This is a genomic window from Nocardioides currus (genome assembly GCF_003057875.1).
Taxonomy (GTDB): Bacteria; Actinomycetota; Actinomycetes; order Propionibacteriales; family Nocardioidaceae; genus Nocardioides; species Nocardioides currus.
The window spans coordinates 135,181-158,968 of record NZ_PYXZ01000009.1; the positions used below are offsets into that span (position 1 = coordinate 135,181).

Annotated in this window: 19 protein-coding genes; 13 read left to right on the forward strand and 6 right to left on the reverse strand. The window is 71.7% G+C overall.

The window, feature by feature from the left end:
• Nucleotides 1–64: 64 nt before the first annotated feature.
• From C7S10_RS18355 to C7S10_RS18365, 3 genes are read left to right on the forward strand one after another with little or no spacing between them, the layout of a single operon-like run.
• Nucleotides 65–2,566 (forward strand): DNA gyrase/topoisomerase IV subunit A, encoded by a 2,502-nt coding sequence (locus tag C7S10_RS18355; protein WP_108345897.1) that lies wholly within the window; start codon nucleotides 65–67, stop codon nucleotides 2,564–2,566.
• 17 nt (nucleotides 2,567–2,583) lie between these two features.
• Nucleotides 2,584–3,309 (forward strand): LppX_LprAFG lipoprotein, encoded by a 726-nt coding sequence (locus C7S10_RS18360; RefSeq protein ID WP_165807216.1) that lies wholly within the window; start codon nucleotides 2,584–2,586, stop codon nucleotides 3,307–3,309.
• Entirely contained in the window at nucleotides 3,306–5,066 is a 1,761-nt protein-coding gene (locus C7S10_RS18365; protein WP_108345899.1) for an MFS transporter, read from the forward strand. Before C7S10_RS18360 ends, C7S10_RS18365 begins: the two co-directional genes overlap by 4 nt.
• A gap of 6 nt (nucleotides 5,067–5,072) precedes the next feature.
• On the opposite strand, the gene C7S10_RS18370 is transcribed toward C7S10_RS18365, so the two are convergent.
• Nucleotides 5,073–6,908: a flavin-containing monooxygenase gene (locus tag C7S10_RS18370; RefSeq protein WP_108345900.1), complete on the reverse strand. Its 1,836-nt coding sequence runs from the start codon at nucleotides 6,906–6,908 to the stop codon at nucleotides 5,073–5,075.
• A 108-nt stretch (nucleotides 6,909–7,016) separates the two neighbouring features.
• On the opposite strand from C7S10_RS18370, the gene C7S10_RS18375 reads away from it, so the two are divergent.
• Genes C7S10_RS18375 through C7S10_RS18395 form a run of 5 tightly spaced genes read left to right on the forward strand, consistent with a single transcriptional unit; the run spans nucleotide 7,017 to nucleotide 13,275 of the window.
• On the forward strand, nucleotides 7,017–8,273 hold the full coding sequence (locus tag C7S10_RS18375; RefSeq protein WP_108345901.1) for a GAF domain-containing protein: 1,257 nt from the start codon (nucleotides 7,017–7,019) through the stop codon (nucleotides 8,271–8,273).
• Nucleotides 8,252–8,746 carry a beta-class carbonic anhydrase gene (locus tag C7S10_RS18380; RefSeq protein ID WP_108345902.1) on the forward strand — a complete coding sequence of 165 codons (495 nt, stop codon included), beginning with the start codon at nucleotides 8,252–8,254 and terminating at the stop codon, nucleotides 8,744–8,746. The genes C7S10_RS18375 and C7S10_RS18380 overlap by 22 nt, the downstream gene beginning before the upstream one ends.
• 58 nt (nucleotides 8,747–8,804) lie before the next feature.
• A complete protein-coding gene (locus C7S10_RS18385; RefSeq protein ID WP_108345903.1) occupies nucleotides 8,805–9,323 on the forward strand; it encodes a MarR family winged helix-turn-helix transcriptional regulator in 519 nt (172 codons plus the stop codon).
• A gap of 59 nt (nucleotides 9,324–9,382) precedes the next feature.
• Nucleotides 9,383–12,556, forward strand: coding sequence for a fused isobutyryl-CoA mutase/GTPase IcmF (gene icmF, locus C7S10_RS18390; RefSeq protein WP_108345904.1), 3,174 nt, complete (start codon nucleotides 9,383–9,385; stop codon nucleotides 12,554–12,556).
• Nucleotides 12,556–13,275, forward strand: a complete 720-nt coding sequence (locus C7S10_RS18395; protein ID WP_108345905.1) for a helical backbone metal receptor — start codon at nucleotides 12,556–12,558, stop codon at nucleotides 13,273–13,275. The genes icmF and C7S10_RS18395 overlap by 1 nt, the downstream gene beginning before the upstream one ends.
• Nucleotides 13,276–13,379: 104 nt before the next feature.
• On the opposite strand, the gene C7S10_RS18400 is transcribed toward C7S10_RS18395, so the two are convergent.
• Nucleotides 13,380–13,886, reverse strand: coding sequence for a GNAT family N-acetyltransferase (locus C7S10_RS18400; RefSeq protein WP_165807217.1), 507 nt, complete (start codon nucleotides 13,884–13,886; stop codon nucleotides 13,380–13,382).
• A gap of 17 nt (nucleotides 13,887–13,903) precedes the next feature.
• A complete protein-coding gene (locus C7S10_RS18405) occupies nucleotides 13,904–15,976 on the reverse strand; it encodes a DNA gyrase/topoisomerase IV subunit B (protein ID WP_243395460.1) in 2,073 nt (690 codons plus the stop codon).
• Between the two features lie 254 nt (nucleotides 15,977–16,230).
• Here C7S10_RS18405 and C7S10_RS18410 point away from each other — a divergent pair, with 254 nt between their 5' ends.
• Nucleotides 16,231–16,482 (forward strand): DUF7455 domain-containing protein, encoded by a 252-nt coding sequence (locus C7S10_RS18410; protein ID WP_207769460.1) that lies wholly within the window; start codon nucleotides 16,231–16,233, stop codon nucleotides 16,480–16,482.
• Between the two features lie 107 nt (nucleotides 16,483–16,589).
• On the opposite strand, the gene C7S10_RS18415 is transcribed toward C7S10_RS18410, so the two are convergent.
• Nucleotides 16,590–17,147: a TetR/AcrR family transcriptional regulator gene (locus tag C7S10_RS18415; protein WP_108345909.1), complete on the reverse strand. Its 558-nt coding sequence runs from the start codon at nucleotides 17,145–17,147 to the stop codon at nucleotides 16,590–16,592.
• Between the two features lie 108 nt (nucleotides 17,148–17,255).
• Between C7S10_RS18415 and C7S10_RS18420 the strand changes: the two genes are divergently transcribed.
• The 4 genes from C7S10_RS18420 to C7S10_RS18435 are packed head-to-tail and all read left to right on the forward strand — an operon-like array spanning nucleotide 17,256 to nucleotide 21,198.
• On the forward strand, nucleotides 17,256–18,740 hold the full coding sequence (locus C7S10_RS18420) for an MFS transporter (protein ID WP_243395461.1): 1,485 nt from the start codon (nucleotides 17,256–17,258) through the stop codon (nucleotides 18,738–18,740).
• A 48-nt stretch (nucleotides 18,741–18,788) separates the two neighbouring features.
• Nucleotides 18,789–19,265 (forward strand): DUF456 domain-containing protein, encoded by a 477-nt coding sequence (locus C7S10_RS18425; RefSeq protein ID WP_108345910.1) that lies wholly within the window; start codon nucleotides 18,789–18,791, stop codon nucleotides 19,263–19,265.
• Nucleotides 19,265–20,095: a DMT family transporter gene (locus C7S10_RS18430; protein WP_108345911.1), complete on the forward strand. Its 831-nt coding sequence runs from the start codon at nucleotides 19,265–19,267 to the stop codon at nucleotides 20,093–20,095. Before C7S10_RS18425 ends, C7S10_RS18430 begins: the two co-directional genes overlap by 1 nt.
• Before the next feature lie 8 nt (nucleotides 20,096–20,103).
• Nucleotides 20,104–21,198, forward strand: coding sequence for a CapA family protein (locus C7S10_RS18435; protein ID WP_108345912.1), 1,095 nt, complete (start codon nucleotides 20,104–20,106; stop codon nucleotides 21,196–21,198).
• A 3-nt stretch (nucleotides 21,199–21,201) separates the two neighbouring features.
• Here C7S10_RS18435 and C7S10_RS18440 read toward each other — a convergent pair whose 3' ends face one another.
• Both C7S10_RS18440 and C7S10_RS18445 read right to left on the reverse strand, forming a co-directional pair.
• Entirely contained in the window at nucleotides 21,202–22,014 is an 813-nt protein-coding gene (locus C7S10_RS18440) for a M28 family metallopeptidase (RefSeq protein ID WP_243395462.1), read from the reverse strand.
• 179 nt (nucleotides 22,015–22,193) lie between these two features.
• Nucleotides 22,194–23,729 (reverse strand): RNA polymerase sigma factor, encoded by a 1,536-nt coding sequence (locus tag C7S10_RS18445; RefSeq protein ID WP_108345914.1) that lies wholly within the window; start codon nucleotides 23,727–23,729, stop codon nucleotides 22,194–22,196.
• Nucleotides 23,730–23,788: the final 59 nt, after the last annotated feature.

Consider the following 23,788-nt stretch of genomic DNA (forward strand, 5'->3'; position numbering starts at 1 on the left):
CATCTCGGGGTCCACCGGCGAGCCCCGGTCCGCCGACGGCCCGCCGACCGGGAGAATGCGGGCCATGGCTCGCCGTACCACCAAGCAACCGCTCCCCGACGACTTCGAGGAACACATCCTCGACACCGACCTCGGGGACGAGATGCGCTCGTCCTTCCTCGAGTACGCCTACAGCGTCATCTACTCCCGGGCCCTGCCCGACGCGCGTGACGGGCTGAAGCCGGTCCAGCGCCGCATCCTCTACACGATGAACGACATGGGCCTGCGGCCCGACCGCGGCCACGTCAAGAGCGCCCGCGTCGTCGGCGAGGTCATGGGCCGGCTGCACCCGCACGGCGACAACGCGATCTACGACGCGCTGGTCCGGCTGGCGCAGCCGTGGTCCATGCGGGTGCCGTTCATCGACGGGCACGGCAACTTCGGCTCGCCCGACGACTCGCCCGCGGCGATGCGCTACACCGAGTGCCGGATGCTGCCGGCGGCGGTGGCGATGACGGCCTCGATCGACGAGGACACCGTCGACTTCAAGCCCAACTACGACTCGCGCGAGACCGAGCCGAGCGTGCTGCCCGCGGCGATCCCCAACCTGATCGTGAACGGCACGACCGGCATCGCGGTCGGCATGGCGACCAACATCGCACCGCACAACCTGGTCGAGGTCGTGCAGGCCCTGCGTCACCTGATCACCCACCCCAAGGCCGGGCTCGACGACCTGATGCGGTTCATCCCGGGGCCCGACCTGCCCACCGGCGGCAAGATCGTCGGGCTCGACGGGGTGCGCGACGCCTACGAGACCGGACGCGGCACCTTCAAGATGCGCGCCACCGCCCGCGTCGAGTCGGTGACCGCCCGGCGCAAGGGCATCGTCGTGACGGAGCTGCCGTACGGCGTGGGCACCGAGCGCGTCGTGGAGCGCATCAAGGCCCTGGTGCTGGCCAAGAAGATCCAGGGCATCGCCGACCTGAAGGACCTGACCGACCGCACCCACGGGCTGCGGCTCGTGATCGAGGTCAAGAACGGCTTCGTGCCCGAGGCACTGCTCGAGCAGCTCTACAAGCTGACGCCGATGGAGGACTCCTTCGGCATCAACGCCGTCGCGCTCGTCGACGGGCAGCCCCGCACGCTCGGCCTCAAGGAGATGCTCGAGGTCTTCCTCCAGCACCGCTTCGACGTCGTACGCCGCAGATCGGTGTTCCGCCGCACCAAGGCCGCCGACCGGCTGCACCTCGTCGAGGGCCTGCTCATCGCGATCCTCGACATCGACGAGGTCATCCAGGTCATCCGCTCCTCCGACAACGCAGCCGCCGCCAAGGAGCGGCTGATCGACATCTTCGAGCTCAGCCAGATCCAGGCCGACTGGATCCTCGACATGCCGCTGCGGCGCCTGACGAAGTTCTCCAAGCTCGAGCTGGACAAGGAGAAGGCCGAGCTCGAGCGCGAGATCGAGGCGCTGGACGCGATCATCAACGACGAGCAGCTGCTGCGGAAGGTGGTCTCCGACGAGCTCGCCGAGGTCGCGAAGACCTACGGCACGCCGCGGCGTACGGTCCTGCTCGCCTCGGCCGGGACCACCGTCACCGCGGCGGCCGCCCCGCTCGAGGTGGCCGACGACCCGTGCTTCGCCTACCTCTCCTCCAGCGGTCTCGTCGCCCGCTCGTCGAGCGCGACCCCGCCCGGGCACGGCGAGTCGCGGGCCAACCACGACGTCATCACGTCCGCGGTGCGCACGACCGCCCGCGGCGAGGTCGGCGTGCTCACCTCGCGCGGACGCCTGATCAAGGTCGGCGTGCTCGACATGCCCGAGCTCCCCGACTCCGCCAACGACCCCAACCTCCAGGGTGGCCTGCCGCTCAGCGAGGTGCTCTCCCTCGAGACGGGCGAGCGGGCGCTGGCACTCACCTCGCTGGCCACCGACGGGCCCGGGCTCGCGCTCGGGACCCGCGACGGCGTGGTCAAGCGCGTCAACCCCGAGGTCCTCGGCAGGGACGACTGGGAGGTCATCGGCCTCAAGGACGACGACGAGGTCGTCGGCGCCGTCGAGCTCGTCACCGGCACCGAGACCCTGTGCTTCATCACCACCGACGCGCAGCTGCTGCACTTCGGCGCCGAGGGCGTGCGCCCCCAGGGCCGCTCGGGCGGCGGCATCGCCGGCGTCCGCGTGGCATCGGGCGAGCGCGTGGCGTGGTTCGGCGTCGTCACCGGCGAGGACGCGGTCGTCGTGACCGCCTCGGGCGCGTCCACCGCCCTCCCCGGCACCGAGGCCGGCGCCGTGAAGGTGACCCCGTTCAGCGAGTACCCGCCCAAGGGTCGCGCGACCGGCGGGGTGCGCTGCCACCGCTTCCTCAAGGGCGAGGACACGCTCGTCACCGCCTGGGCGGGCGCCGCCCCGGCGCGGGCCGCCGCCGGTAGTGGTGCGCCGATCGAGCTCCCGCCGGCGACCGGCCGCCGCGACGGCTCGGGCAACCCGGGATCGCAGGCCATCGCCGCCGTCGCCGCGCCCGTCGCCGTACTCCTCGCCGATCGTGCCGCGGACCCGGTCGCGGATGCCCCGGCGGACGCCGAGTGATGTGCGAGGCTGACCGCATGATCGCGCGTGCCGCTCGGCGGCCTGTCTCGCTGGTCCTGTCCGGGGTCCTGACCGGGGTGCTGGCCCTCTCGGCCTGCAGCGGTGGCGGCGAGGAGAAGGTCAGCGAGGACACGTCGCCCGAGGAGGTGCTCGCCGGCGCCGCGACCGCGCTCGGCGAGACCAGCGGCGTCAACCTGACCCTCTCGACGACCGACCTCCCCGACGGGGTCTCGGGCATCGTCAAGGCCGACGGGCTGGCCACCGACAAGCCCGCCTTCGAGGGCGACATCACGGTGATCTTCGCCGGCCAGAGCGTCGAGGTCCCGGTCATCGCGGTCGACAAGCTGGTCTATGCGGTCCTGCCGTTCAGCGACGGGAAGTACCAGGACATCGACCCCGCGGAGTACGGCGCCCCCGACCCGGCGACGCTGATCAACTCCGACACCGGCTTCTCCTCGCTGCTCGGCGTCACCTCCGACCTGGAGGAGGGCGACAGCGTGCGCGGCGGCGCCGACAACACCGAGGTGCTCACCACGTTCACCGGCACCGTCCCGGGCGAGGCGATGAAGAAGGTGATCCCGAGCTCGTCGGGCGACTCCTTCGACGCGGAGTACCTCGTCTCCGACAACGGCGAGCTCCGCCAGGCGGTGCTGACCGGCGCCTTCTACCCCGACAGCGACGACATGACCTACACCGTCGACTTCGCCGACTACGGCACGACCAAGGACATCGTCGCTCCATGACGGGCGGGACCGGGTCGGCCCCGACCCGGGCGCTGCTCAGCCTGGCCGCCGTGGCGGTCGCCTTCGCGGCCGCCGACACCTACGTCGTCGTGCTCGCGCTGCCCGAGATGATGTCCAGCGTCGGGGTGCCGATCGACCAGCTCCAGCGCGCGGCCCCGATCGTCTCCGGCTTCCTGCTGGGGTACGTCGCGATGCTGCCGCTCATCGGACGCATCGCCGACCTGCGCGGTCGCGTGCCGGTGCTCGTCTTCTCGCTCGTGCTGTTCGCATTCGGCTCGCTCGTCACGGCGCTGGCCTACGACATGCCCTCGATGGTGATCGGGCGCTTCCTCCAGGGCGTCGGCGGCGGCGGACTCGTCCCCGCCACCCTCGCGCTGGTCGCCGACCTCTACCCCGCGGAGCGGCGCGGGGTGCCGCTGGGCGTGGTGTCCGCGGTCCAGGAGATCGGCTCGGTCCTCGGCCCACTCTTCGGGGCGCTCGTCCTCGCCTTCGCCGACTGGCGGGCGATCTTCCTGATCAACCTCGCGGTCGGGCTGGTGCTCGCCGCGGCCCTGCGCGCCCTCGGTCCCGGTCCCGCGGTGGTCGAGGAGCGAGCCTCGAGACCCCCCGACGTCCTCGGCGCGCTCCTCCTCCTCGCCTCCCTCGTCGCCGGGGCGCTGGTCTTCGTCCGCCCCGCCGACCTCCTGCGCGACCTCACGTGGGGCCAGCTGTTCATCCCCTACACGGGCGACGGCCGCTGGCTCACCCCGATCGGGCTGGTCGCGATCGGCGCAGTCGTCCTCCTGGTCGCCCGCTGCCTCACCGCGAAGCGCCCGCTGTTCGACTTGCGCCACTGGGGCGCGAGCCTCGTCGAGGCCGACCTCGTCGGGGCGCTGCTGCTGGCCGCGGCGCTCGCCGGCGTCATCCTGGCGTTCGCCACCGCCGACCCCAAGGTCCAGGTCTTCTCCGACCAGGGCTGGTGGTTCCTTCTCGGCTCACTCGTCGCCTCGGTGCTCTTCGCCCGCCACCTGCGCCGGGCGAGCGCGCCGCTCGTCCCGCACGGTGCGCTGCGCCGTACCCCCGCGTGGGGCGCACTACTCGTCAGCTTCTTCATCGGCGCCGCGCTGATCGCGGCCCTGATCGACATCCCGCTCTTCGCCCGCACCACCGTCTATCCCGACTCCCAGCTCGCGGCCGCGCTGGTGCTGGTCCGCTTCCTGGTCGCGCTGCCCGTCGGCGCGGTGATCGGCGGCTACCTCATCCGTCGCTTCTCCCCCGGCCTCGTCACCGCGGTCGGGATGCTGCTCGCCGCGACCGGCTTCGTGCTGATGGCGCAGTGGGGCCTGACGACCGTCGAGGAGCCGATCGCCAACCTGGGCCTCGTCACGGGCGGCTTCGGCTTCGGCCTGGCGCTGGCGCCGGTCAACGCCGCGCTGCTCGCCTTCACCGACGACGACGTGCACGGCGTGGCGAGCGCGTTCGTCGTGGTGTCGCGGATGGTCGGCATGCTCGTCGGCATCTCCGCACTGACCACGATCGGGCTGCGCCGCTACTACGCCGAGCAGGGCGTCGTACCCCCGGCCCGCGAGGTCTGCGACGGCAAGTCGCGCTGCAAGGACTACTCCGACCTGCTCCGCGTCGCCGGCATCGCCCAGGAGCACACGGTGTTCTACGGCGCCGCCGTCTGCGCGGTCGTCGCGGCCGTCCTCGCGCTCGTCCTGTTCCGGCAGGCGAAGGCCTCGCCGGTCTCCACCCGCGGGGCCCTCACCCTCCACTGATCCTGCTCAGCCCGTGTGGTGCACCTCCTGGAGCGCGAAGACGGGCGTGTCGATCCCCTCGAACCGCGCCTTCAGCTGGAGCGCGAGGTAGAGCGAGTAGTGCCGCGACTGGTGCAGGTTGCCGCCGTGCATCCACAGCTGCTCGACCTGCGTCGGCTTCCACATGTTCCGCTGCTCGCCCTCCCACGGTCCGGGGTCCTTGGTGGTGTCGGAGCCGAGGCCCCACACCTTCCCCAGCCGGTCGGCGGTCTCCTGGTCGATCAGGTCGGCCACCCAGCCGTTCATCGAGCCGTAGCCGGTCGCCATCACGACCACGTCGGCGGGCAGCTCGGTGCCGTCGGCGAGCACCACGGCGTCTTCCGTGAGGTGGTCGATCTGGCCGTTGACCAGCTTCACGTCACCGTTCGCGACGAGGTCGGCTGCGCCGACGTCGATGTAGTAGCCCGAGCCGCGCCGGAGGTACTTCATGAACAGCCCGGACCCGTCGTCGCCCCAGTCGTGCTGGAAGCCCGACCTCTCGAGCCGCTCGTAGAAGTCCTTGTCCTTCGCGGCCATCGCCTCGTAGGCCGGGATCTGGAAGGTGTGCAGGATCCGGTAGGGCAGGGAGGCGAAGATCAGGTCGGCCTTCTCCGTCGTCACGCCGGCCGCGACCGCCCGCTCGGAGTAGAGGTCGCCGAGCCCGATCTCCATCAGGCTGTCGCTCTTGACGATGTGGGTGGAGCTGCGCTGCACCATCGTCACGTCGACGTCGTTCTCCCAGAGGGCGCCGCAGATGTCGAAGGCAGAGTTGTTGCTCCCGATCACCACGACCTTCTTGCCGCGATAGGCGTCGGGGCCGGGGTGCGCCGAGGAGTGGTGCAGGTCGCCTCGGAAGACGTCCATGCCCGGCACGTCGGGGATGTTGGCCTTGCCCGACATGCCGGTCGCGAACACGAGCTGGGTCGGGCGCAGCGTCAGCGGCTTGCCCTCGCGCTCGACCTCGACGGTCCACTCGCGCGTCTCCTCCGACCAGGTCGCGCTGGTCGCCGTCGTGCTCGACCAGTAGGGCACCTCCATCACCTTCGTGTAGGACTCCAGCCAGTCCCCGATCTTGTCCTTGGGCGCGAACACCGGCCAGTTGTCCGGGAACTTCAGGTAGGGCAGGTGGTCGTACCAGACCGGGTCGTGCAGGCACAGCGACTTGTAGCGGTTGCGCCACTGGTCGCCGGGTCGCGGGTGCTTGTCGATGACGAGGCTGGGCACCCCGAGCTGCCGGAGGCGGGCGCCGAGGGCGATGCCGCCCTGGCCGCCGCCGATGACCAGGACGTAGGGCTGGGTGGTGCTGCCGAGGCTCTCGGCCTCCTCCTGCTTGCGCTCGAGCCAGGTCTGCCGCTTCTTGTCCGCCCCGTGCTCGGCCCCGCGCGGGCGGTGCTCGTTGCGCGGCTCCTCGTGACCCTTCAGCTCGTAGAGCGTGGTCAGGAAGGTGAACGCCCGGCGCTCACCGTCCTCCTCGACGAGCCGGAGGAGGCCGCGTCCGCGGCCGACGGCGGTCTCGAAGAGGAACCACGCGGTCACCACGCCGTCCGCCTCGTCGGCCGGCTCCTCGAGCACGAACCCCGACGGGTCGGTGCTCGCCAGCGTGCTCTCGAGCAGGGTCGTGACGCCGGCGCGGCCCTCCACCGTCGTGATGTTCCAGCTGAACGACACCAGGTCGCGCCAGTAGGACTCGGTGGCGAACAGCGCGGCGGCCGCCGCGACGTCGCGGGCGACGAGGGCCGCCTCGAGGTCGGCGAACCAGGCGGTCGCCACCTCGCTCGGGTCGCCGGTCGTGGTCGTGGTGGGCGGGTCGAGGGTCTCGGTCATGGGTGTCTCCTTCCGACGTGACCCACGACACACCCCGCCGTACCCTTGGCGGCAGGGTTGCAGGGGGTTGCAATCGCGGGAGGCGGCGGCAGACGAGACGGAGGCGACATGGGCGAGGAGAGCGCGCCGTGGCGCTCGCGCGACCGGGTGCTGTCCGGTGGCGCTCCCTCTCCCGGGATCCGTCCCGAGATCAGTGCGTCCTGGCGGCGCGTGCGGGCCGGCGGGCTGGCTCCCGGTGCGGAGCCGGAGGTCGCGCCGCTCACCGAGGGTGAGGTCGAGTCGCGTCGCAGCACCAGCGCGCTGGCCCCGCTCCTGCCGAGCATCACCTCCTCGCTCGCCCCGGTCGTCGACGACGGGCTGCTGGTGGTGGTCACCGACACCGAGGGGCGCGTGCTGTGGCGTCAGGGCTCCTCGGGCGTACGCCGCCTGGCCGACCGGCTCGGGTTCGTGCCCGGCTCGGCGTGGACCGAGTCCAACGTCGGGACCAACGCCATCGGCACCTCCCTCGTCGTCGGCGAGCCGGTCCACATCCAGGGCCCGGAGCACTACGTCGACTCCCACACCCGCTGGAGCTGCGCCGCCGCGCCGGTCCTCGACCCGTGGACGGGCGAGACGCTCGGCGCGGTCGACATCAGCGGTCCGGCCTTCGCGGTGCAGCGCTCGGTGCTGGCCCTGGTCGGGGTGACCGCACGGCTGGCGGGCGCCGAGGTGCGCTCCGAGCACGCGGCGGCCCTCGAGCGACTGCGCGCGCACGCCGCCCCCGTGCTGGCGCGGGTCGGTGGCCGGTCGCTGGCCGTCGACCCGACCGGGCACATCGCGGCGGTCACCGGCTTCACCGCGCCCGACCGGCTGGTGCTGCCCGCGGACCTGTCACCCGAGTCGACCTGGCTGCCGACGCTCGGGGCCGTCACCGTCGAGCCGCTGCCGGGCGGGTGGCTGGTGCGGCTCGGCAGCACGACGAACGGGCCGGCTGCCTCCCGGCTCGAGCTCGACCTGCGCGAGGGACGGACGCTGCGGGTAAGCACGGCCAGCCACGACTGGGAGCACCGGCCGAGCCGTCGGCACGCGGAGATCCTGCTGGCTCTGGCCCAGTCGCCCGCGGGGAGGACGGCGGCCGAGCTCGCCGACGACCTCTTCGCCGACGCGTCGCGGGCGCTCACGGTCCGGGCGGAGATGTCCCGCCTGCGCCGTACGCTCGGATCGCTCCTGGAGGCCCAGCCCTATCGCATCGCGCCCTCCGTGCACGTCACCGTGCTGTTCCCCCACGACGGCCCGGCGATCCCGGGGTCCAGCGCACCGGTGGTGGCGGCGCGACGCCCAGAGCCTCCGCTAACCTCGCAGCCGTGGACGACTTCTCCGACCTGATCGCGGCCAACAAGACCTTCGCCGACGACTTCGACCTCGGCGGCTTCGACGGCGTCGCCAAGGCCGGCGTCGCCATCGTCACCTGCATGGACTCGCGCATCGACCCGTTGCGGATGCTCGGCCTCACCCACGGTGACGCCAAGATCTTCCGCAACCCGGGCGGGCGCGTCACCCAGGCCGCCCTCGAGGCGCTGGTGCTGGGCGTGCACCTCCTCGGCGTCGAGCGCGTGCTCGTCATCCCCCACACCCGCTGCGCGATGGCCTCGGCCAGCGAGGCCGAGCTGCGCGTGAAGATCGGCGAGGCCACGGGCACCGACGCGTCGTGGCAGTCCTTCGGCGTCATCACCGACCAGCGGGCCAGCCTCGGCGAGGACGTCGCGAAGGTGCGCTCGCACCCGCTGATCCCCGACTCAGTCGCGGTCGGCGGGTTCATCTACGACGTCGACACGGGCTTGCTCGACCAGCAGTTCTGAGCCAGCAGTTCTGAGAAGGTGCTGGGACGTCCTAGCACCTCGGCGTAGCCTGTCCCGCATGGCAGCGGACAGGGACCCGATCCACGAGGCGCACGGTCAGTGGACCCGTCACGGCTGGGACGACGCCGCCGACGGCATGGCCATGGTCACCTCGGTGGTGCGGGTCCAGCAGCTGCTCATGGAGCGCATCGACGCGGTGCTGCGACCGCTCGACCTGACCTTCGCGCGCTACGAGGTGCTCCGGCTGCTGTCCTTCGTCCAGTCGGGCTCGATGCCGATGACCCGCCTCGGATCGCTGCTCCAGGTGCACCCCACCAGCGTGACCAGCGCCGTCGAGCGCCTCGTGAGGCAGGGGTACGTCGAGCGCCTGCGCCGCGAGGACGACCGGCGCGTGATCCTGGCCGCCCTGACCGACGCCGGTCGCGACGTCGTCGAGCGCGCCACGCTCGGTCTCAACCGCGACGTCTTCGAGCGGCCCGGCATCCCCACCGCCGACGTGCTGCGACTCACCGAGCTGCTGGGCGAGCTGCGCTCCGCGGCCGGCGACCACGTGGTCGCCCCGGCTACTTCCGGGTAGTTACTTGGGTGTCCTAGTATCTGGTTGGTAGGACATCCAACAACCTCGAGGATCCCCGCATGGTCGACCTGCACCAGCCCCAGCACCCGGTCCGTCTCGTCACGGCGTCGAGCCTGTTCGACGGCCACGACGCCTCGATCAACATCATGCGGCGGATCTTCATGAGCCAGGGCTGCGAGGTGATCCACCTCGGCCACAACCGCTCCGTCCAGGAGGTCGTGGACGCGGCGCTCGAGGAGGACGCCCAGGGCGTGGCCGTGTCGTCCTACCAGGGCGGCCACGTGGAGTACTTCGAATACCTCGTCGAGTCGCTGCGTGCCGCCGGTGCCGACCACGTCAAGGTCGTCGGCGGCGGCGGGGGCGTGATCGTGCCGGCCGAGATCGAGCGGCTGCGCGCGTCCGGTGTGACGATCTTCTCCCCCGAGGACGGCCAGCGGATGGGGCTGGTCGGGATGATCAACTCCGTCGTCGCCGACTGCGACTTCGACCCGTGGCAGACCTCGCCGGCCGACGTCGACGCCGTCCTCGCCGGCGACCGCCACGCGATCGCCCGCGCCATCACCGGCGCCGAGACCGGCCAGCTGAGCGACGAGATGCTGTCCCGCATCACCTCGGCGGCCGCCGCCCACACCGCTCCCGTGCTCGGCATCACCGGCACCGGCGGGTCCGGCAAGTCGTCGCTGACCGACGAGCTGGTGCGCCGCTTCCGCGTCGACCAGCAGGACAAGCTCCGCGTCGCTGTCATCGCGGTCGACCCGACCCGGCGCAAGGGCGGCGGCGCGCTGCTCGGCGACCGCATCCGCGCCAACTCCCTCGACGGAGACCGCATCTTCTTCCGCAGCCTCGCGACCCGCGGCGCCCACGAGGTGCCCGAGCACCTCGACACGGTGATCGCGGTGATGAAGGCCGCCGGCTTCGACCTCGTCATCGTCGAGACGCCCGGCATCGGCCAGGGCGACGCGGCCATCGTCCCCTTCGTCGACCACTCGCTCTACGTCATGACGCCCGAGTTCGGCGCCGCCTCGCAGCTGGAGAAGATCGACATGCTCGACTTCGCCGACACGGTCGCCATCAACAAGTTCGAGCGCCGCGGCGCCAAGGACGCCATGCGCGACGTCGGTCGCCAGCTGGTGCGCAACAAGGAGGCGTTCGGGAAGCAGCCGACCGACATGCCCGTCTTCGGCACCAGCGCGGCCACGTTCAACGACGACGGCGTCACCGCGCTCTACCAGCACCTGCGCGACACCCTCGCCGGCGCCGGGCTCCCGGTCACCGAGGGGACGCTCCCGCACGTCGCCGTACGCCACTCGTCGGGGATCCGGCAGGTCGTGCCGACCGACCGCGTCCGCTACCTCACCGAGATCACGGAGACCGTCCGCGGCTACCACGCCCGGACCCTCACCCTCGCCGAGGCGGCCACCCGCGTGCAGCGGATCGAGGCGGTCTCGGCCGAGCTCGCCGACAACGCCGAGGTCGCCGACCTGCTCGACTCCGCCCGCAAGGACCTGCCCCACGAGGTGAGCGACCAGATCGCCGCGTGGCCGGCGGTCGTGGAGTCCTACTCCGGCGACGAGCAGGTCGTCGTGGTGCGCGGCAAGGAGATCCACACCAAGCTGACGCGTGAGTCGCTGTCCGGCAACAAGATCCCGCGGGTCTCGCTCCCTCGCTACACCGACCACGGCGAGCTGGTGAAGTTCTGGCGCGGGGAGAACCTCCCGGGCTACTTCCCCTTCACCGCGGGCGTGTTCCCGTTCAAGCGCGACGGCGAGGACCCGGCCCGGATGTTCGCCGGCGAGGGCGACCCGGCGCGCACCAACCGCAGGTTCAAGATCCTCAGCCACGACGGCGAGGCCACCCGCCTCTCGACCGCCTTCGACTCCGTGACGCTCTACGGCCGCGACCCCGACCCGCGCCCGGACGTCTACGGCAAGGTCGGCACGTCCGGCGTCTCCGTCGCGACGCTCGACGACATGAAGGAGCTCTTCGACGGCTTCGACCTGATCGCCCCGTCGACGTCGGTCTCGCTGACCATCAACGGCCCGGCTCCGACCGTGCTCGCCTTCTTCCTCAACACCGCGATCGACCAGGCCGCCGAGCGCGGGATCTCCGCGGCGGAGGCGCTGAAGCAGGTGCGCGGCACCGTGCAGGCCGACATCCTCAAGGAGGACCAGGGCCAGAACACCGCGCTGTTCTCGACCGAGTTCTCGCTGCGGATGATGGGCGACATCCAGCAGTACTTCATCGACAACGCGGTGCAGAACTTCTACTCCGTGTCGATCTCCGGCTACCACATCGCCGAGGCCGGGGCCAACCCGATCAGCCAGCTCGCCTTCACGCTGTCCAACGGTTTCACCTACGTCGAGTCCTACCTCGCGCGCGGCATGCACATCGACGACTTCGCGCCCAACCTGTCGTTCTTCTTCTCCAACGGCATGGACCCGGAGTACAGCGTGATCGGGCGCGTCGCCCGCCGCATCTGGGCGATCACGATGAAGGAGAAGTACGGCGCCAACGAGCGCTCGCAGAAGCTGAAGTACCACGTCCAGACGTCCGGCCGCTCGCTGCACGCGCAGGAGATGGACTTCAACGACATCCGCACCACGCTCCAGGCGCTGATCGCGATCTACGACAACGCCAACAGCCTGCACACCAACGCCTACGACGAGGCCGTCACGACGCCGACCGAGGAGTCGGTCCGCCGCGCGCTGGCCATCCAGCTCATCATCAACCGCGAGTGGGGGCTGGCGATGAACGAGAACCCGCTCCAGGGCTCGTTCGTCATCGACGAGCTGACCGACCTGGTGGAGGCGGCCGTGCTCGCGGAGTTCGACGCCATCAACGAGCGCGGCGGCGTGCTCGGCGCGATGGAGACCGGCTACCAGCGCGGTCGCATCCAGGACGAGTCGATGCTCTACGAGCACCGCAAGCACGACGGCTCGCTGCCGATCGTGGGCGTCAACACCTTCGTCAAGCCCGACTCCGACGTCACCCCCGCCGAGGTCGAGCTCGCCCGGGCCACCGAGGCCGAAAAGGAGTCGCAGCTCTCCCGCGTGCGCGCCTTTCAGGCCGCCCACACCACCGAGGCGGCCGAGGCGCTCGCACGGCTCAAGGAGGCGGCGGTCAACGGCGACAACGTGTTCGCGGTCCTCATGGACGCCGCGCGCGTCTGCTCGCTCCAGCAGGTCACGGAGGCGTTCTTCGAGGTGGGCGGGCAGTACCGCCGCAACGTCTGATGGCGCGCGTCGTCTCGCTGGTCCCCTCGCTGACCGAGGCGATCGCCAGCGTGGACGCCGCGTCGCTGGTGGGCGTGACCGACTGGTGCAGCCACCCGGCCGATCTCGACACCACGCGGGTGCGCGGCACCAAGAACCCCGACACCAAGGCGATCATCGCCTTGGCGCCCGACGTGGTGATCGCCAACAAGGAGGAGAACCGCGAGCTCGACGTGCGCCGCCTGCGTGACGCCGGCGTCGAGGTCTGGGTGAGCGTCATCGAGACGGTCCCGCAGGCGATCGACGCCATGGAGGAGCTGTTCGACACGGTGCTGCGCTGGGAGCGACCTGAGTGGCTGGCCACGGTCCGGTCGCTCTGGTGCGGGGCACCGTTGCCTGCGCGGACGCGCGTCGCCGTACCCATCTGGCGTGATCCGTGGATGGTCGTCGGCCGCGACACCTTCACCGGCGACCTGCTCGCCCGCGCGGGCCTCCCCCACGTCTTCGCCGACCACGCCGACCGCTACCCGAGCCTCGGCCTCGCGGACATCGACGGCGCCGGCGCCGACCTGGTCCTGCTGCCCGACGAGCCCTACGTCTTCACCGCCACCGACGGCCCCGAGGCATTCACCCGCACTCCGACCCAGCTCATGTCGGGGCGCCTGATCACGTGGTACGGCCCGTCGCTGGTCGAGGCCCACGCCATGCTCCAGACCATCTCGCCCGCCGATCCGGCGTAGACGCGCGGACCATGGTCGACCCATCCGCCCCCAGTCACGCTCAGCGGCGACCGGCGGCGCGACCAATGCCCGCGCGTCTGCGCGACGAGCCAACGGACGGGGCCTCAGGCGCCCCGCGGCGGTAGCGCCCGACCCATGATGACGTGCCCGGGCGCCAGGCCGGCGCCGATGACGGCCCATCCGGTCGCGCGGTACAGGCCACGGGCCGGATCGGAGGGGTCGGCCGAGGTCATCAGCACCCAGCGCGCGTGCGCGAGCCCGTCCGTGAGAGCCGCCACGAGCTGCCGCCCGACACCCGCGTGTCGGGCGGGCTCGTCGACGCCGATGCTCACCAGCTCGAAGTGACCGCCGAGCCAGTCTGCTGCGACCTCGGGGTGCAGCACCGCGGCAGCGTTGTCGGTCCACCACTGTCCGGGCTCGCCGGTGTAGCCATAGGCGAATCCGACGAGCGCACCGTGGTGGCGTGCCAGCGCCAGCCGAAACCCAGCCCGCGATGCGTGGCGGTCCCAGACCTGCTCGCGCCAGGCCACGAGGTCCTCGAAGTCGCCGAACACGCGACGGTAGAGCGGCCAGAGGTCGCCGCTGACGTCGACCGCAGACGCATCCGTCACGACTGTCACGTCCACCATCAGGCGTCGAGGGTCTCCACGTCGACCTCGTAGGCACCCTGCACGATGAAGTCCTTGCGCGGCGCGACGTCGGAGCCCATCAGCAGCTCGAAGACCGAGGAGGCGACCTCGGCGTCATCGACGGTGAGGCGACGCAGGGTGCGGTGGCGGGGGTCCATGGTGGTCTCGGACAGCTGGTCGGCGTCCATCTCGCCGAGGCCCTTGTAGCGCTGGACCGGGTCCTTCCAGCGCACGTTCTTCTTCGCCAGCTCCGCGAGCTTCCGCTGCAGCTCGTCGTCGGAGTAGGTGTAGACGTACTTGTCCATCCCCTTCTTGGGGTTGGTCAGCTCGATCCGGTGGAGCGGGGGTACGGCGGTGAAGACCCGGCCGGCGAGGATCAGCTCGGGCATGTACTTGAAGAACAGGGTCGCGAGCAGGCAGCGGATGTGCGAGCCGTCGGAGTCCGCGTCCGCCATGAAGATGATCCGGCCGTAGCGGGCGGCCTCGAGCTCGAAGGTCCGCCCCGAGCCGGCACCGACCACCTGGATGATCGAGGCGCACTCGGTGTTCTTGAGCATGTCGCCCACGGATGCCTTCTGGACGTTGAGGATCTTGCCGCGGATCGGGAGCAGCGCCTGGTACTCCGAATCGCGGGCGAACTTCGCCGTGCCCAACGCCGAGTCACCCTCGACGATGAACAGCTCGGTGCGCTCGTTGTCCGCCGAGCGGCAGTCGGCCAGCTTCGCGGGCAGCGCGGACGACTCGAGAGCGTTCTTGCGCCGCTGGGTCTCCTTGTGCTGCTTGGCCGCGATCCGGGTCTTGGAAGCCCCGACGACCTTCTCCATGACCAGCTTGGCCTGGGCCTTCTCGGCGCGCTTGGTCGAGGTCAGGAACGCCTTGAGCTCGGCCGCGACCACCTTGCGCACGACGTTGCGCGCGGCCGGCGTGCCGAGGATCTCCTTGGTCTGGCCCTCGAACTGCGGCTCGGCGAGACGCACGGTGACCACGCCGGTCATGCCCTCGAGCACGTCGTCCTTGATCACGTTGTCGTCGTTGACCTTGAGCACCTTCGCCGAGCGCATCACGTCGTTGAAGGTCGCGGTGATCGCCTGCTCGAAGCCGCTGACGTGGGTGCCGCCCTTGGGGGTGGCGATCACGTTGACGTAGGACCGCACCTGGGTGTCATAGGTGTTGGACCAGCGCAGGGCCACGTCGACGCTGAGCTCGCGCTCGACCTCCTGCGGGGTCATGTGGCCCTGGTCGTCGAGCAGCGGGACGGTCTCGGTGAAGGTGTCCGCGCCCTGCAGGCGCAGGATGTCGGTGACCGGCTCGCCCTGGGAGAGGTAGTCGGCGAACTCGCTGATGCCGCCCTCGTGCAGGAACTTCTCGGTCACCTTCTCGGGACCGCGGTGGTCGTTGATGACCAGCTCGAGGCCGGGCACGATGTACGACGTCTGGCGGGCGCGGCCCAGCAGGCCCTCGAGCTCGATGCCGGCGTCCTGGGTGAAGATCTGCCGGTCGGGCCAGAACTGGATGCGGGTGCCCGTCTTGCCCTTGGCGACCCGCTTGCCCTTGCGACTCAGGCCCGACCGGGGCGTGAACGACGCCTTCGGGCCGTCGCCGGAGAAGACACCGGGGACACCGCGCTGGAAGGACAGGCCCTGCTGGCTGGGCGAGCGGTCGACGTCGATGTCCATGCGCGAGGACAGGGCGTTGACGACGGACAGGCCGACGCCGTGCAGGCCGCCGGTCGCGACGTACGACCCGCCGCCGAACTTGCCGCCGGCGTGCAGCTTGGTCGCCACGACCTCCACGCCGGGCAGCCCGGTCTTGGGCTCCTTGTCGGTCGGGATGCCGCGCCCGTCGTCGTACACCTCGACCGAGTCGTCGGGGTGGAGGGTGATCTCGACGCGGTGGGCGACCCCGGCGAGCGCCTCGTCCACGCCGTTGTCGATGATCTCCCACAGGCAGTGCATGAGCCCGCGGGTGTCGGTCGAGCCGATGTACATCCCGGGGCGCTTGCGGACGGCCTCGAGACCCTCGAGGACGAGGAGGTGCGCTGCGTTGTAGGTGTTGTCTGCCGGTGCTGCCACAAGGAGAAAACCTACCCGCGACACGCCGTGGGCGAGTGCAGGGCACGCTGCGCCGGAGAAGGACGTGACGGGTCTAGCGTGATGCCATCCCCATCGAGCAATCCGATCCACGGCAACGCACCGAATACCCAGTACGTCCCATGCTTGGGGATATCTGCTTCGGGGCAGGTTGAACAGTGATTGACTGGGTACGTCCCACCCGAGACCAGCACCCGGGAATCTTTGACCCGGTGGCTACGTTGGGCCAGACACCGATGGAGAGAAAAGAGGCCGATGTGACTACCGCCATTGCCCCCCAGCCTGCCGCCCTGACGGCGGGCGATCGCTGTGACCGTTGCGGCGCCCAGGCCTACCTGCGTGTCGAGCTCCAGACCGGTGGTGAGCTCCTGTTCTGCGCCCACCACGCTCGCGAGCACGGCGACAAGCTCCGCCAGGTCGCTGCCACCGTGCACGACGAGACGCACAAGCTCGACGACAAGCCGGCCGTCAGCGACAGCGACCTCTGAGCGCGACACCCCACCCGACTTCCAGAACGGCCCCGGACACGCTCTCCGGGGCCGTTCTGCATGTCCGGACGCCTGTGGGGAGGCCGCGGGCAGGCAGAACCTGACCGCTAGGCCGGCGCGGCCACCAGGCCGTCGGCCAGCACCAGCAGGAGCGGCTCGACCTCGCTGATCGGCTGGTCGGCGCCGTCCGCCACGGTCGCCACCCCGCCCACGAGCCGGTTGACGTCGGCCGCGGTGATCCCCTCGCGCAGCACGCCCTCGGCGTGCAGCCGCTCGCAGACGCGCTCGGTCGCCTCGAGCAGCACCCGGCACTTGGGGGCGATCGGGGAGTCGGGCTGGACCATCGCGGCGGTGATCTTGGCCGGCCCGCCCTTGTGCAGGCTGATGAGCTCGGCGTACGTGACGAGCCACCGCTCGAGGAGCTCGCGCGGCGGGCCCTCGAAGGCGAGCACCTTCTCCGTGGCCTCCTCGACCCGGTCGACCCACCCCTGCATGACCGCGTTGACCAGGTCCTCGCGCGAGGGGAAGTGACGGTAGAGGGTGCCGGCGCCGACGCCTGCGCGCTTGGCGACGAGGTCGAGGGAGGCGTTGTAGCCGTGCTCGCGGAACACCTCGCGCGCGGTCTCCACGATCAGGTCGCGGTTGCGCCGGGCATCGGCTCGCATGGGCACCCCTCTTGCTAAACGGAGACACTCTCCGTATTGTTCTCGAAAGCGGAGAACTTCTTCGCCTACAGTACACCGGCCCTCAGGGCCAGAACAGGACCGTTTCTCGTGAACCTCCGTTCTCGCACCGCCGCCTCGTCCCCGGCACTCCCCGACGAGCTGCCACCCGACGCCGCCCGCGTCGCCACCGGCGTCGCCATCGTCCTGATCGCCCAGCTCATGCTCGTGCTGGACGCGACCGTCGTGAACGTCGCCCTCCCCCGCATCGACGCCGACCTGGGCTTCGGCCCCGCGGCGCTGTCGTGGGTGCTCAACGCCTACACCCTCGCCTTCGGCGGCCTGCTCCTCCTGGGAGGTCGCCTCGGCGACGTCCGCGGTCGACGTCGCCTCTTCCTGGTCGGACTCGGCGTCTTCACCGTCTCCTCCCTCCTGGGTGGCCTGGCCCAGACACCGACGCAGCTGGTCCTGGCCCGCGCGGCCCAGGGCGTGGGCGCCGCCATGGCCGCCCCCAGCGTGCTGGCCCTGCTGACCACCAACGCCCCCGACGAAGCCGCCCGCAACCGTGCCCTCGCGCTGTTCGGTGCCGTGTCGTCGGGTGGCGCGTCGATCGGCCTGATCCTCGGCGGTCTGCTCACCGACGTCGCGTCGTGGCGCTGGACGCTGTTCATCAACGTCCCGATCGGCCTCGCGGTGCTCCTGCTCACGCCGCGGTTCGTCGGCGAGACCCCGCGTCGCGAGGGTCGCTTCGACGTCGTCGGCGCGGTGACCGCCACGCTCGGCGCCGCCTCGGTCGTCTGGGCCCTGGTCGGCGCCCCCGAGGAGGGCTGGCTGTCGACCCGCACCCTCGGCGGCCTCCTCGTGGGTGCCGTGAGCCTCGCCCTGCTGGCGCGCACCGAGCGCCGCCACCCGCACCCGCTGATCCGTCCCGCCCTGCTGGCGGACCGCCGACGGGTCGCCGTGCTCGGTATGATGGCCCTGGTCGTGGGCGGTCAGCTCTCGATGTTCTTCCTGACCGTGCAGTACATGCAGCGTGCCCTCGGCATGGGTCCGCTCGCGACCGGCTTCGCGTTCCTGCCGTTCAGCCTCGGCATCTTCGCCATGTCGCGACTGACTCCGTCGCTGCTCGCCCGCCACGGCGCGGCCAGGCTGATCCCCGTCGGCGCCGCACTGCTGACCACGGGGTTCGTGCTCCTCAGCCGGGTCAGCGAGACCTCGACGTACGCCGCCGGCGTGCTGCCCTCGATGCTGCTGTCCGGCATCGGCGGGGCGCTGGTGTTCATGCCCGTGACGGCCACCGTGCTCTCGGGCGTGGAGCACGAGCACGCGGGCGCGGCGTCGGGCCTCCTGCAGACCATGCAGCAGCTCGGTGCCGCGGTCGGGGTCGCCATCGTGGCCTCGGTGTACGCCGTCGGCGCACAGCCGGACAGCTTCGTCCCGGGCGCCCGCGCGGCCTATCTCACCAGCGCGAGCTTCGCCGCCGTCGCGTTCGCCATCGCCGTCGTGGCGCTGGTCAGGAGCCGGCGGGCATCGGCCGCGGCCTCGGCCCCGGAGCCCGAGACCGAGCTCGAGCCCCTGCCCGACCTCGCCGCCTGAACGCTTCCCCCGCTCGGCAGCCGGCCAGGACGTCGGTAGGTTCACCCCGTGAACTCCATCGACGTCCTGGTCGGCGTCATCTTCGTCGTCGGGCTCGCGGGCATCGTGGTGCCGGTGATCCCGGGCCTGCTGCTGATCCTGGGCGGGTTGCTGCTGTGGGCCGTCGACGTCAACACGACCACCGGCTGGCTCGTGCTCGTCGTGGCGGTCGCCTTCCTCGCGGTCGGCACGGTGGTGAGGTACGTCGTCCCCGGTCGTCGCCTCAAGGCCGCCGGAGTCCCCCGCTCGACCCTCGTCGTCGGAGGCCTGCTGGGCATCGTCGGCTTCTTCGTGGTCCCCGTGGTCGGACTGTTCATCGGGTTCGTCCTCGGGGTGTACGCCGCCGAGCGCCGTCGCCTCGGCGCCGCCGACGCCGGTCCGGCGACCCGCCACGCGTTGAAGGCCGTGGGCCTGTCGATCCTCATCGAGCTCACCGCGTCGTTGCTCGCCGTGGCGACCTGGGTCGTCGGCGTGCTGGTGACCTGATGGGCGTCGTCCTCGCCCTCGCGGCCGCCCTGGCCTACGGGCTGTCCGACTTCGTGGGCGGCCTCGCGTCGCGGCGTACCTCCGCCTGGCCGGTCGCCTTCATGTGCGCCGTCGGCGCCCTCGGCTGCTCGGTCGTGGTCGCCCTGGTGACCGACGGCGATCCCACCGGGTCCGATCTCGCGTGGGGTGCGCTGGCCGGCATCGGCTCCGGGCTCGGCGGCGCCTTCCTCTACCGCGGGCTCGCTGCCGGCCGGATGGGCGTGGTGGCACCGGTCTCCGCGGTCGGCGCCGCCGTCCTGCCCGTGGTGGTCGGGGTGGCCACCGGCGAGCGCCCGGAGCTCCTCGTCTGGCTCGGCATCGCCGCCGCCGTGCCCGGCATCTGGCTGGTGAGCCGCGAGCCGGGCGGCGACGGCAGCCTCGCCGCCGGGCTGGTCGACGGCGTGCTGGCCGGCCTCGGCTTCGGGCTGCTGTTCGCCGCCATCGGCCAGGTGCCCGACGGTGCGGGCTACTGGCCGCTCGCGCTGGCCCAGGTCGCCGCGCTGGCGGCCGTCGTCGCGACCGCCGTCGTGCTCCGGGTCGCGTGGCGTCCCACCGCGCGCTCGGAGGTGACCGGTGGCCTGCTCGCCGGCGTCCTCGCCACCGCGGCCGCCCTCGGCTTCCTGCTCGCGACCCAGACCGGGCTGCTCACCGTGGCCGCCGTGCTCACCTCGCTCTATCCCGCCTTCACGATCCTGCTTGCCGCCACCGTGCTGCGCGAGACCATCCACCGCGGCCAGGCCGTCGGACTTGCGTTCTGCGGGCTCTGCGTGGCCCTGGTCGCCGCCGGGTGAGACCGGCGATGAGGTGGCCGCTCGTCCTTGCGACGGCCCTCCTCTGCGCGTGCACGACGACGCCCACCCCGGAGCCCACGCCCGAGCCCGAGCCGACGTCGGAGCCGACGGACGCGAGCACCCCGCGGACCGAGCCGCCGTCCCGGCCGATCACGATCGCGGTCGCCGGCGACGTGCACTTCGAGGGCGCCCTGCGCAGCCGCCTCGCCGATCCGGCCACCGCGCTCGCCCCCGTCACCGGCACCCTCGCCGCCGCCGACCTGGCGATCGTCAACCTGGAGACCTCGATCGGGACCGGGGGCCGCCCCGACCCGACCAAGCGGTTCACCTTCCAGGCCCCGCCCGCCGCCTTCCGTGCCCTCGCCGACGCCGGGATCGACGTGGCGACGATGGCCAACAACCATGCCCTCGACTTCGGACGCGAGCCGCTCGCCGGGATGTTCGCCGCGATCGACCGGGCCGCCCCGTCGCTGACCGTGGTGGGGGTCGGACGCGACGCCGACGAGGCGTTCACGCCCGCGCTGACCGACGTCCGCGGCACGGTCGTGGCCACCCTCGGCGCCACCCAGGCCTCGCTGGACCCGACGGCCGACCCCACCGACCAGTGGGCCGCCACCGCCACCTCCCCCGGCACCGCCGACGCCGTCGATCCGCGACGCCTGCTGCAGGCGGTGGCCGACGCCGATGCGTCGGCCGACGTGGTCGTCGTCTACGTGCACTGGGGCGTCCAGGGCGAGGGGTGTCCGACGACGGGCCAGCAGGACCTAGCGGCCCGCCTGGTCGATGCCGGCGCCGACGTGGTCGTCGGCAGCCACGCCCACCGGCTGCAGGGTGACGGCCGGCTCGGACCGGGCTACGTGGCCTACGGGCTCGGCAACTACGCGTGGTACATCCAGGACGGCGCGACCGCGACCACCGGCCTGCTGACGCTCACGGTCCGGGCGGCGGCGCGACCCGAGGGACGCGCGCGGGTCGTCCACCACGCCTGGGAGCCTGCGCGGATCGGGTCCGACGGCCTGCCCCGCGTCGTGGCCGGTCCGGCGGCTGCCCGGTTCGAGGCCGACCTCATCTCGCTGCGTCGCTGCGCCGGTCTCGCTCCCTGACGACTAGCGCCGGGCGAGCCAGGCGAGGAGCAGTCGTCCGACCCGGTCGAGCTGGGCGCGCTCCACGACACCGACGACGTCGCCCGACGAGTGGTAGCCGGCGTACGGCGTGCTCCCGAGCCGCGCTCCGGGCATCCCCGCCCGCACGAACGACCAGTGGTCGCTGCTGCGCTGCCCGGGGTCGGGGACCGCGGCCACCCCGACCCGTCCGGCCGCGGCGAGCAGCTGGCGTTGCACCGGGTCGGACTCGGCGGCGGACCCGACCGGCACCCGGGCACCGACCCCGACGCGGTCCAGCGAGACCATCCCCCCGACGGCGTCGCGCTCTCCCGCCCCCATCGCGCGGACGTAGGCCCGCGAGCCGAAGTGGTGCTGCTCCGGGTCGGTGGCGCTGCGCGGCTCCTCCGCCCCGAAGGCCACGAAGACCACCGGCAGCCGGGTGCGCCGGTCGGTCACCGCCTCGGCGGCCGCGAGGACCACCCCGACGCCGGACGCGTTGTCCTCCGCGCCCGGCGCCTGCGGCACCGTGTCGAGGTGGGCGCCGACGACGAGGTGCGGCCGGTCCGGGTCGAACCCGGGCGGCGTCGCGATCACGTTGGTCGAGCGGCCGGCAGCGACGGGCACGCCCCACGAGCTCCCGGCTGGTACGGCGAAGCGCTGGCGCCGTACGTCGTAGCCGAGGCCCTCGAACCGGTCGGCGACCCAGCCCGCCGCCCGGTCGAAGGACGGGCTCGTCGCCTCCCGCGGACCGACGGCCCCGGCGAGGTGCCGGACCGCGGCCATCGCGACGGCGGTGTCGAAGTCACCCGGACGCACCGACCGGAGCGGCTCCCCGGCCGGGCCGGGCGATGACGGTGCCGGTGCCGGCGACGCGCTCCGGACGGACGCCGGAGGACCCGGCGATGGGTCGGCAGGCGCGTCGGCGGGCGGCGAACATGCGACCGCGGCCAACCCCGCACAGAGCAGGGCGGCCGCGGAGCGCACGGAGCGGATGGTCAGTCGAGGTAGTCGCGCAGGACCTGCGAGCGGCTCGGGTGACGCAGCTTGCTCATCGTCTTCGACTCGATCTGGCGGATCCGCTCACGGGTCACGCCGTAGACCTTGCCGATCTCGTCGAGCGTCTTGGGCTGGCCGTCGGTCAGGCCGAAGCGCATCGACACCACGCCCGCCTCGCGCTCGGAGAGCGTGTCGAGCACGGCGTGCAGCTGCTCCTGCAGCAGCGTGAAGCTGACCGCGTCGGCCGGGACGATCGCCTCGGAGTCCTCGATCAGGTCACCGAACTCCGAGTCGCCGTCCTCGCCGAGGGGCGTGTGCAGGGAGATGGGCTCGCGGCCGTACTTCTGGACCTCGATGACCTTCTCGGGGGTCATGTCGAGCTCCTTGGCGAGCTCCTCGGGCGTGGGCTCGCGGCCCAGGTCCTGGAGCATCTGCCGCTGGACGCGCGCGAGCTTGTTGATGACCTCGACCATGTGCACCGGGATGCGGATGGTGCGGGCCTGGTCGGCCATCGCGCGGGTGATGGCCTGGCGGATCCACCACGTGGCGTACGTCGAGAACTTGTAGCCCTTGGTGTAGTCGAACTTCTCGACCGCGCGGATCAGGCCGAGGTTGCCCTCCTGGATCAGGTCGAGGAAGAGCATGCCGCGGCCGGTGTAGCGCTTGGCCAGCGAGACGACGAGTCGCAGGTTGGCCTCGAGGAGGTGGTTCTTGGCGCGGCGGCCGTCCTCGGAGATCCACTCGAGCTCCTCGAGCACCTTCGGGCTGATCTTGCCGCCCTTGCCGAGCTTCTCCTCGGAGAAGAGACCGGCCTCGATCCGCTTGGCGAGCTCGACCTCCATCTCGGCGTTGAGGAGGGGCACCTTGCCGATCTGCTTGAGGTAGTCCTTGACCGGGTCGGCGGTGGCGCCGGCCACCATGACCTGCTGCTCCGGCTCGTCGGTGTCGTCGGAGGCGGAGACGGTGAAGGCCTGCTTCTCGTCGTCCTTGATCGTCGGGTCGCTCTTGACGTCCTTCTCGAACTGCTCGTCCGGGACGTCGGGCAGGATCTTGGTGCCGTCGGGACCGATGGTCGCGGCGGCGAGGTCCTCCGCGACGTCGACGGTGTCGGTCGCCTTCGCGGTGGTCGCCTGGGCGGTCGTCTTCTTCGCCGTGGTCGCCTTGGCCGTCGACTTCGTCGCGGTGGTCGTCGCGGTGGTCTTCGTCGCGGCAGCGGCCGGGGCGGCCTTCTTGGCGACGGCCTTCTTGGCCGGAGCCTTCTTCGCGGCAGCGGTGGTGGTCTTGCGGGCGCCGGAGGACGCGGCAGCGGCACGGGTGCTGGCCGCGTCGACGTTGACGGTGATGCCCAGGCCGCTGAGGTGGACCAGCAGGGCCTTGAGATGACGGGGCTCGACGGCCGCGTCGTCACTGGCTTGGCGGACCTCGCCGGGGGTCACGCTCCCGATCGGGGTCGCACGCTCGATCAGCGCGACGATGGACGGGTGCGCGAGCACCTCTGCTGGAAGCAACTTTCGTGCGTGCTGGGACACGAACACCTCTCGTCGAACGGCATCGGGGCGCGGCAAGGCCCGGTGTAGTCAAGAGCCGCGTCGTC

Bases quoted from the DNA above. Each gene is read 5' to 3' on its own strand.
- C7S10_RS18355 (WP_108345897.1), top strand. From the start codon at position 65: ATGGCTCGCCGTACCACCAAGCAACCGCTCCCCGACGACTTCGAGGAA.
- C7S10_RS18360 (WP_165807216.1), top strand. From the start codon at position 2,584: ATGATCGCGCGTGCCGCTCGGCGGCCTGTCTCGCTGGTCCTGTCCGGG.
- C7S10_RS18365 (WP_108345899.1), top strand. From the start codon at position 3,306: ATGACGGGCGGGACCGGGTCGGCCCCGACCCGGGCGCTGCTCAGCCTG.
- C7S10_RS18370 (WP_108345900.1), bottom strand. From the start codon at position 6,908: ATGACCGAGACCCTCGACCCGCCCACCACGACCACGACCGGCGACCCG.
- C7S10_RS18375 (WP_108345901.1), top strand. From the start codon at position 7,017: ATGGGCGAGGAGAGCGCGCCGTGGCGCTCGCGCGACCGGGTGCTGTCC.
- C7S10_RS18385 (WP_108345903.1), top strand. From the start codon at position 8,805: ATGGCAGCGGACAGGGACCCGATCCACGAGGCGCACGGTCAGTGGACC.
- icmF (WP_108345904.1), top strand. From the start codon at position 9,383: ATGGTCGACCTGCACCAGCCCCAGCACCCGGTCCGTCTCGTCACGGCG.
- C7S10_RS18395 (WP_108345905.1), top strand. From the start codon at position 12,556: ATGGCGCGCGTCGTCTCGCTGGTCCCCTCGCTGACCGAGGCGATCGCC.
- C7S10_RS18410 (WP_207769460.1), top strand. From the start codon at position 16,231: ATGGAGAGAAAAGAGGCCGATGTGACTACCGCCATTGCCCCCCAGCCT.
- C7S10_RS18415 (WP_108345909.1), bottom strand. From the start codon at position 17,147: ATGCGAGCCGATGCCCGGCGCAACCGCGACCTGATCGTGGAGACCGCG.
- C7S10_RS18430 (WP_108345911.1), top strand. From the start codon at position 19,265: ATGGGCGTCGTCCTCGCCCTCGCGGCCGCCCTGGCCTACGGGCTGTCC.
- C7S10_RS18435 (WP_108345912.1), top strand. From the start codon at position 20,104: ATGAGGTGGCCGCTCGTCCTTGCGACGGCCCTCCTCTGCGCGTGCACG.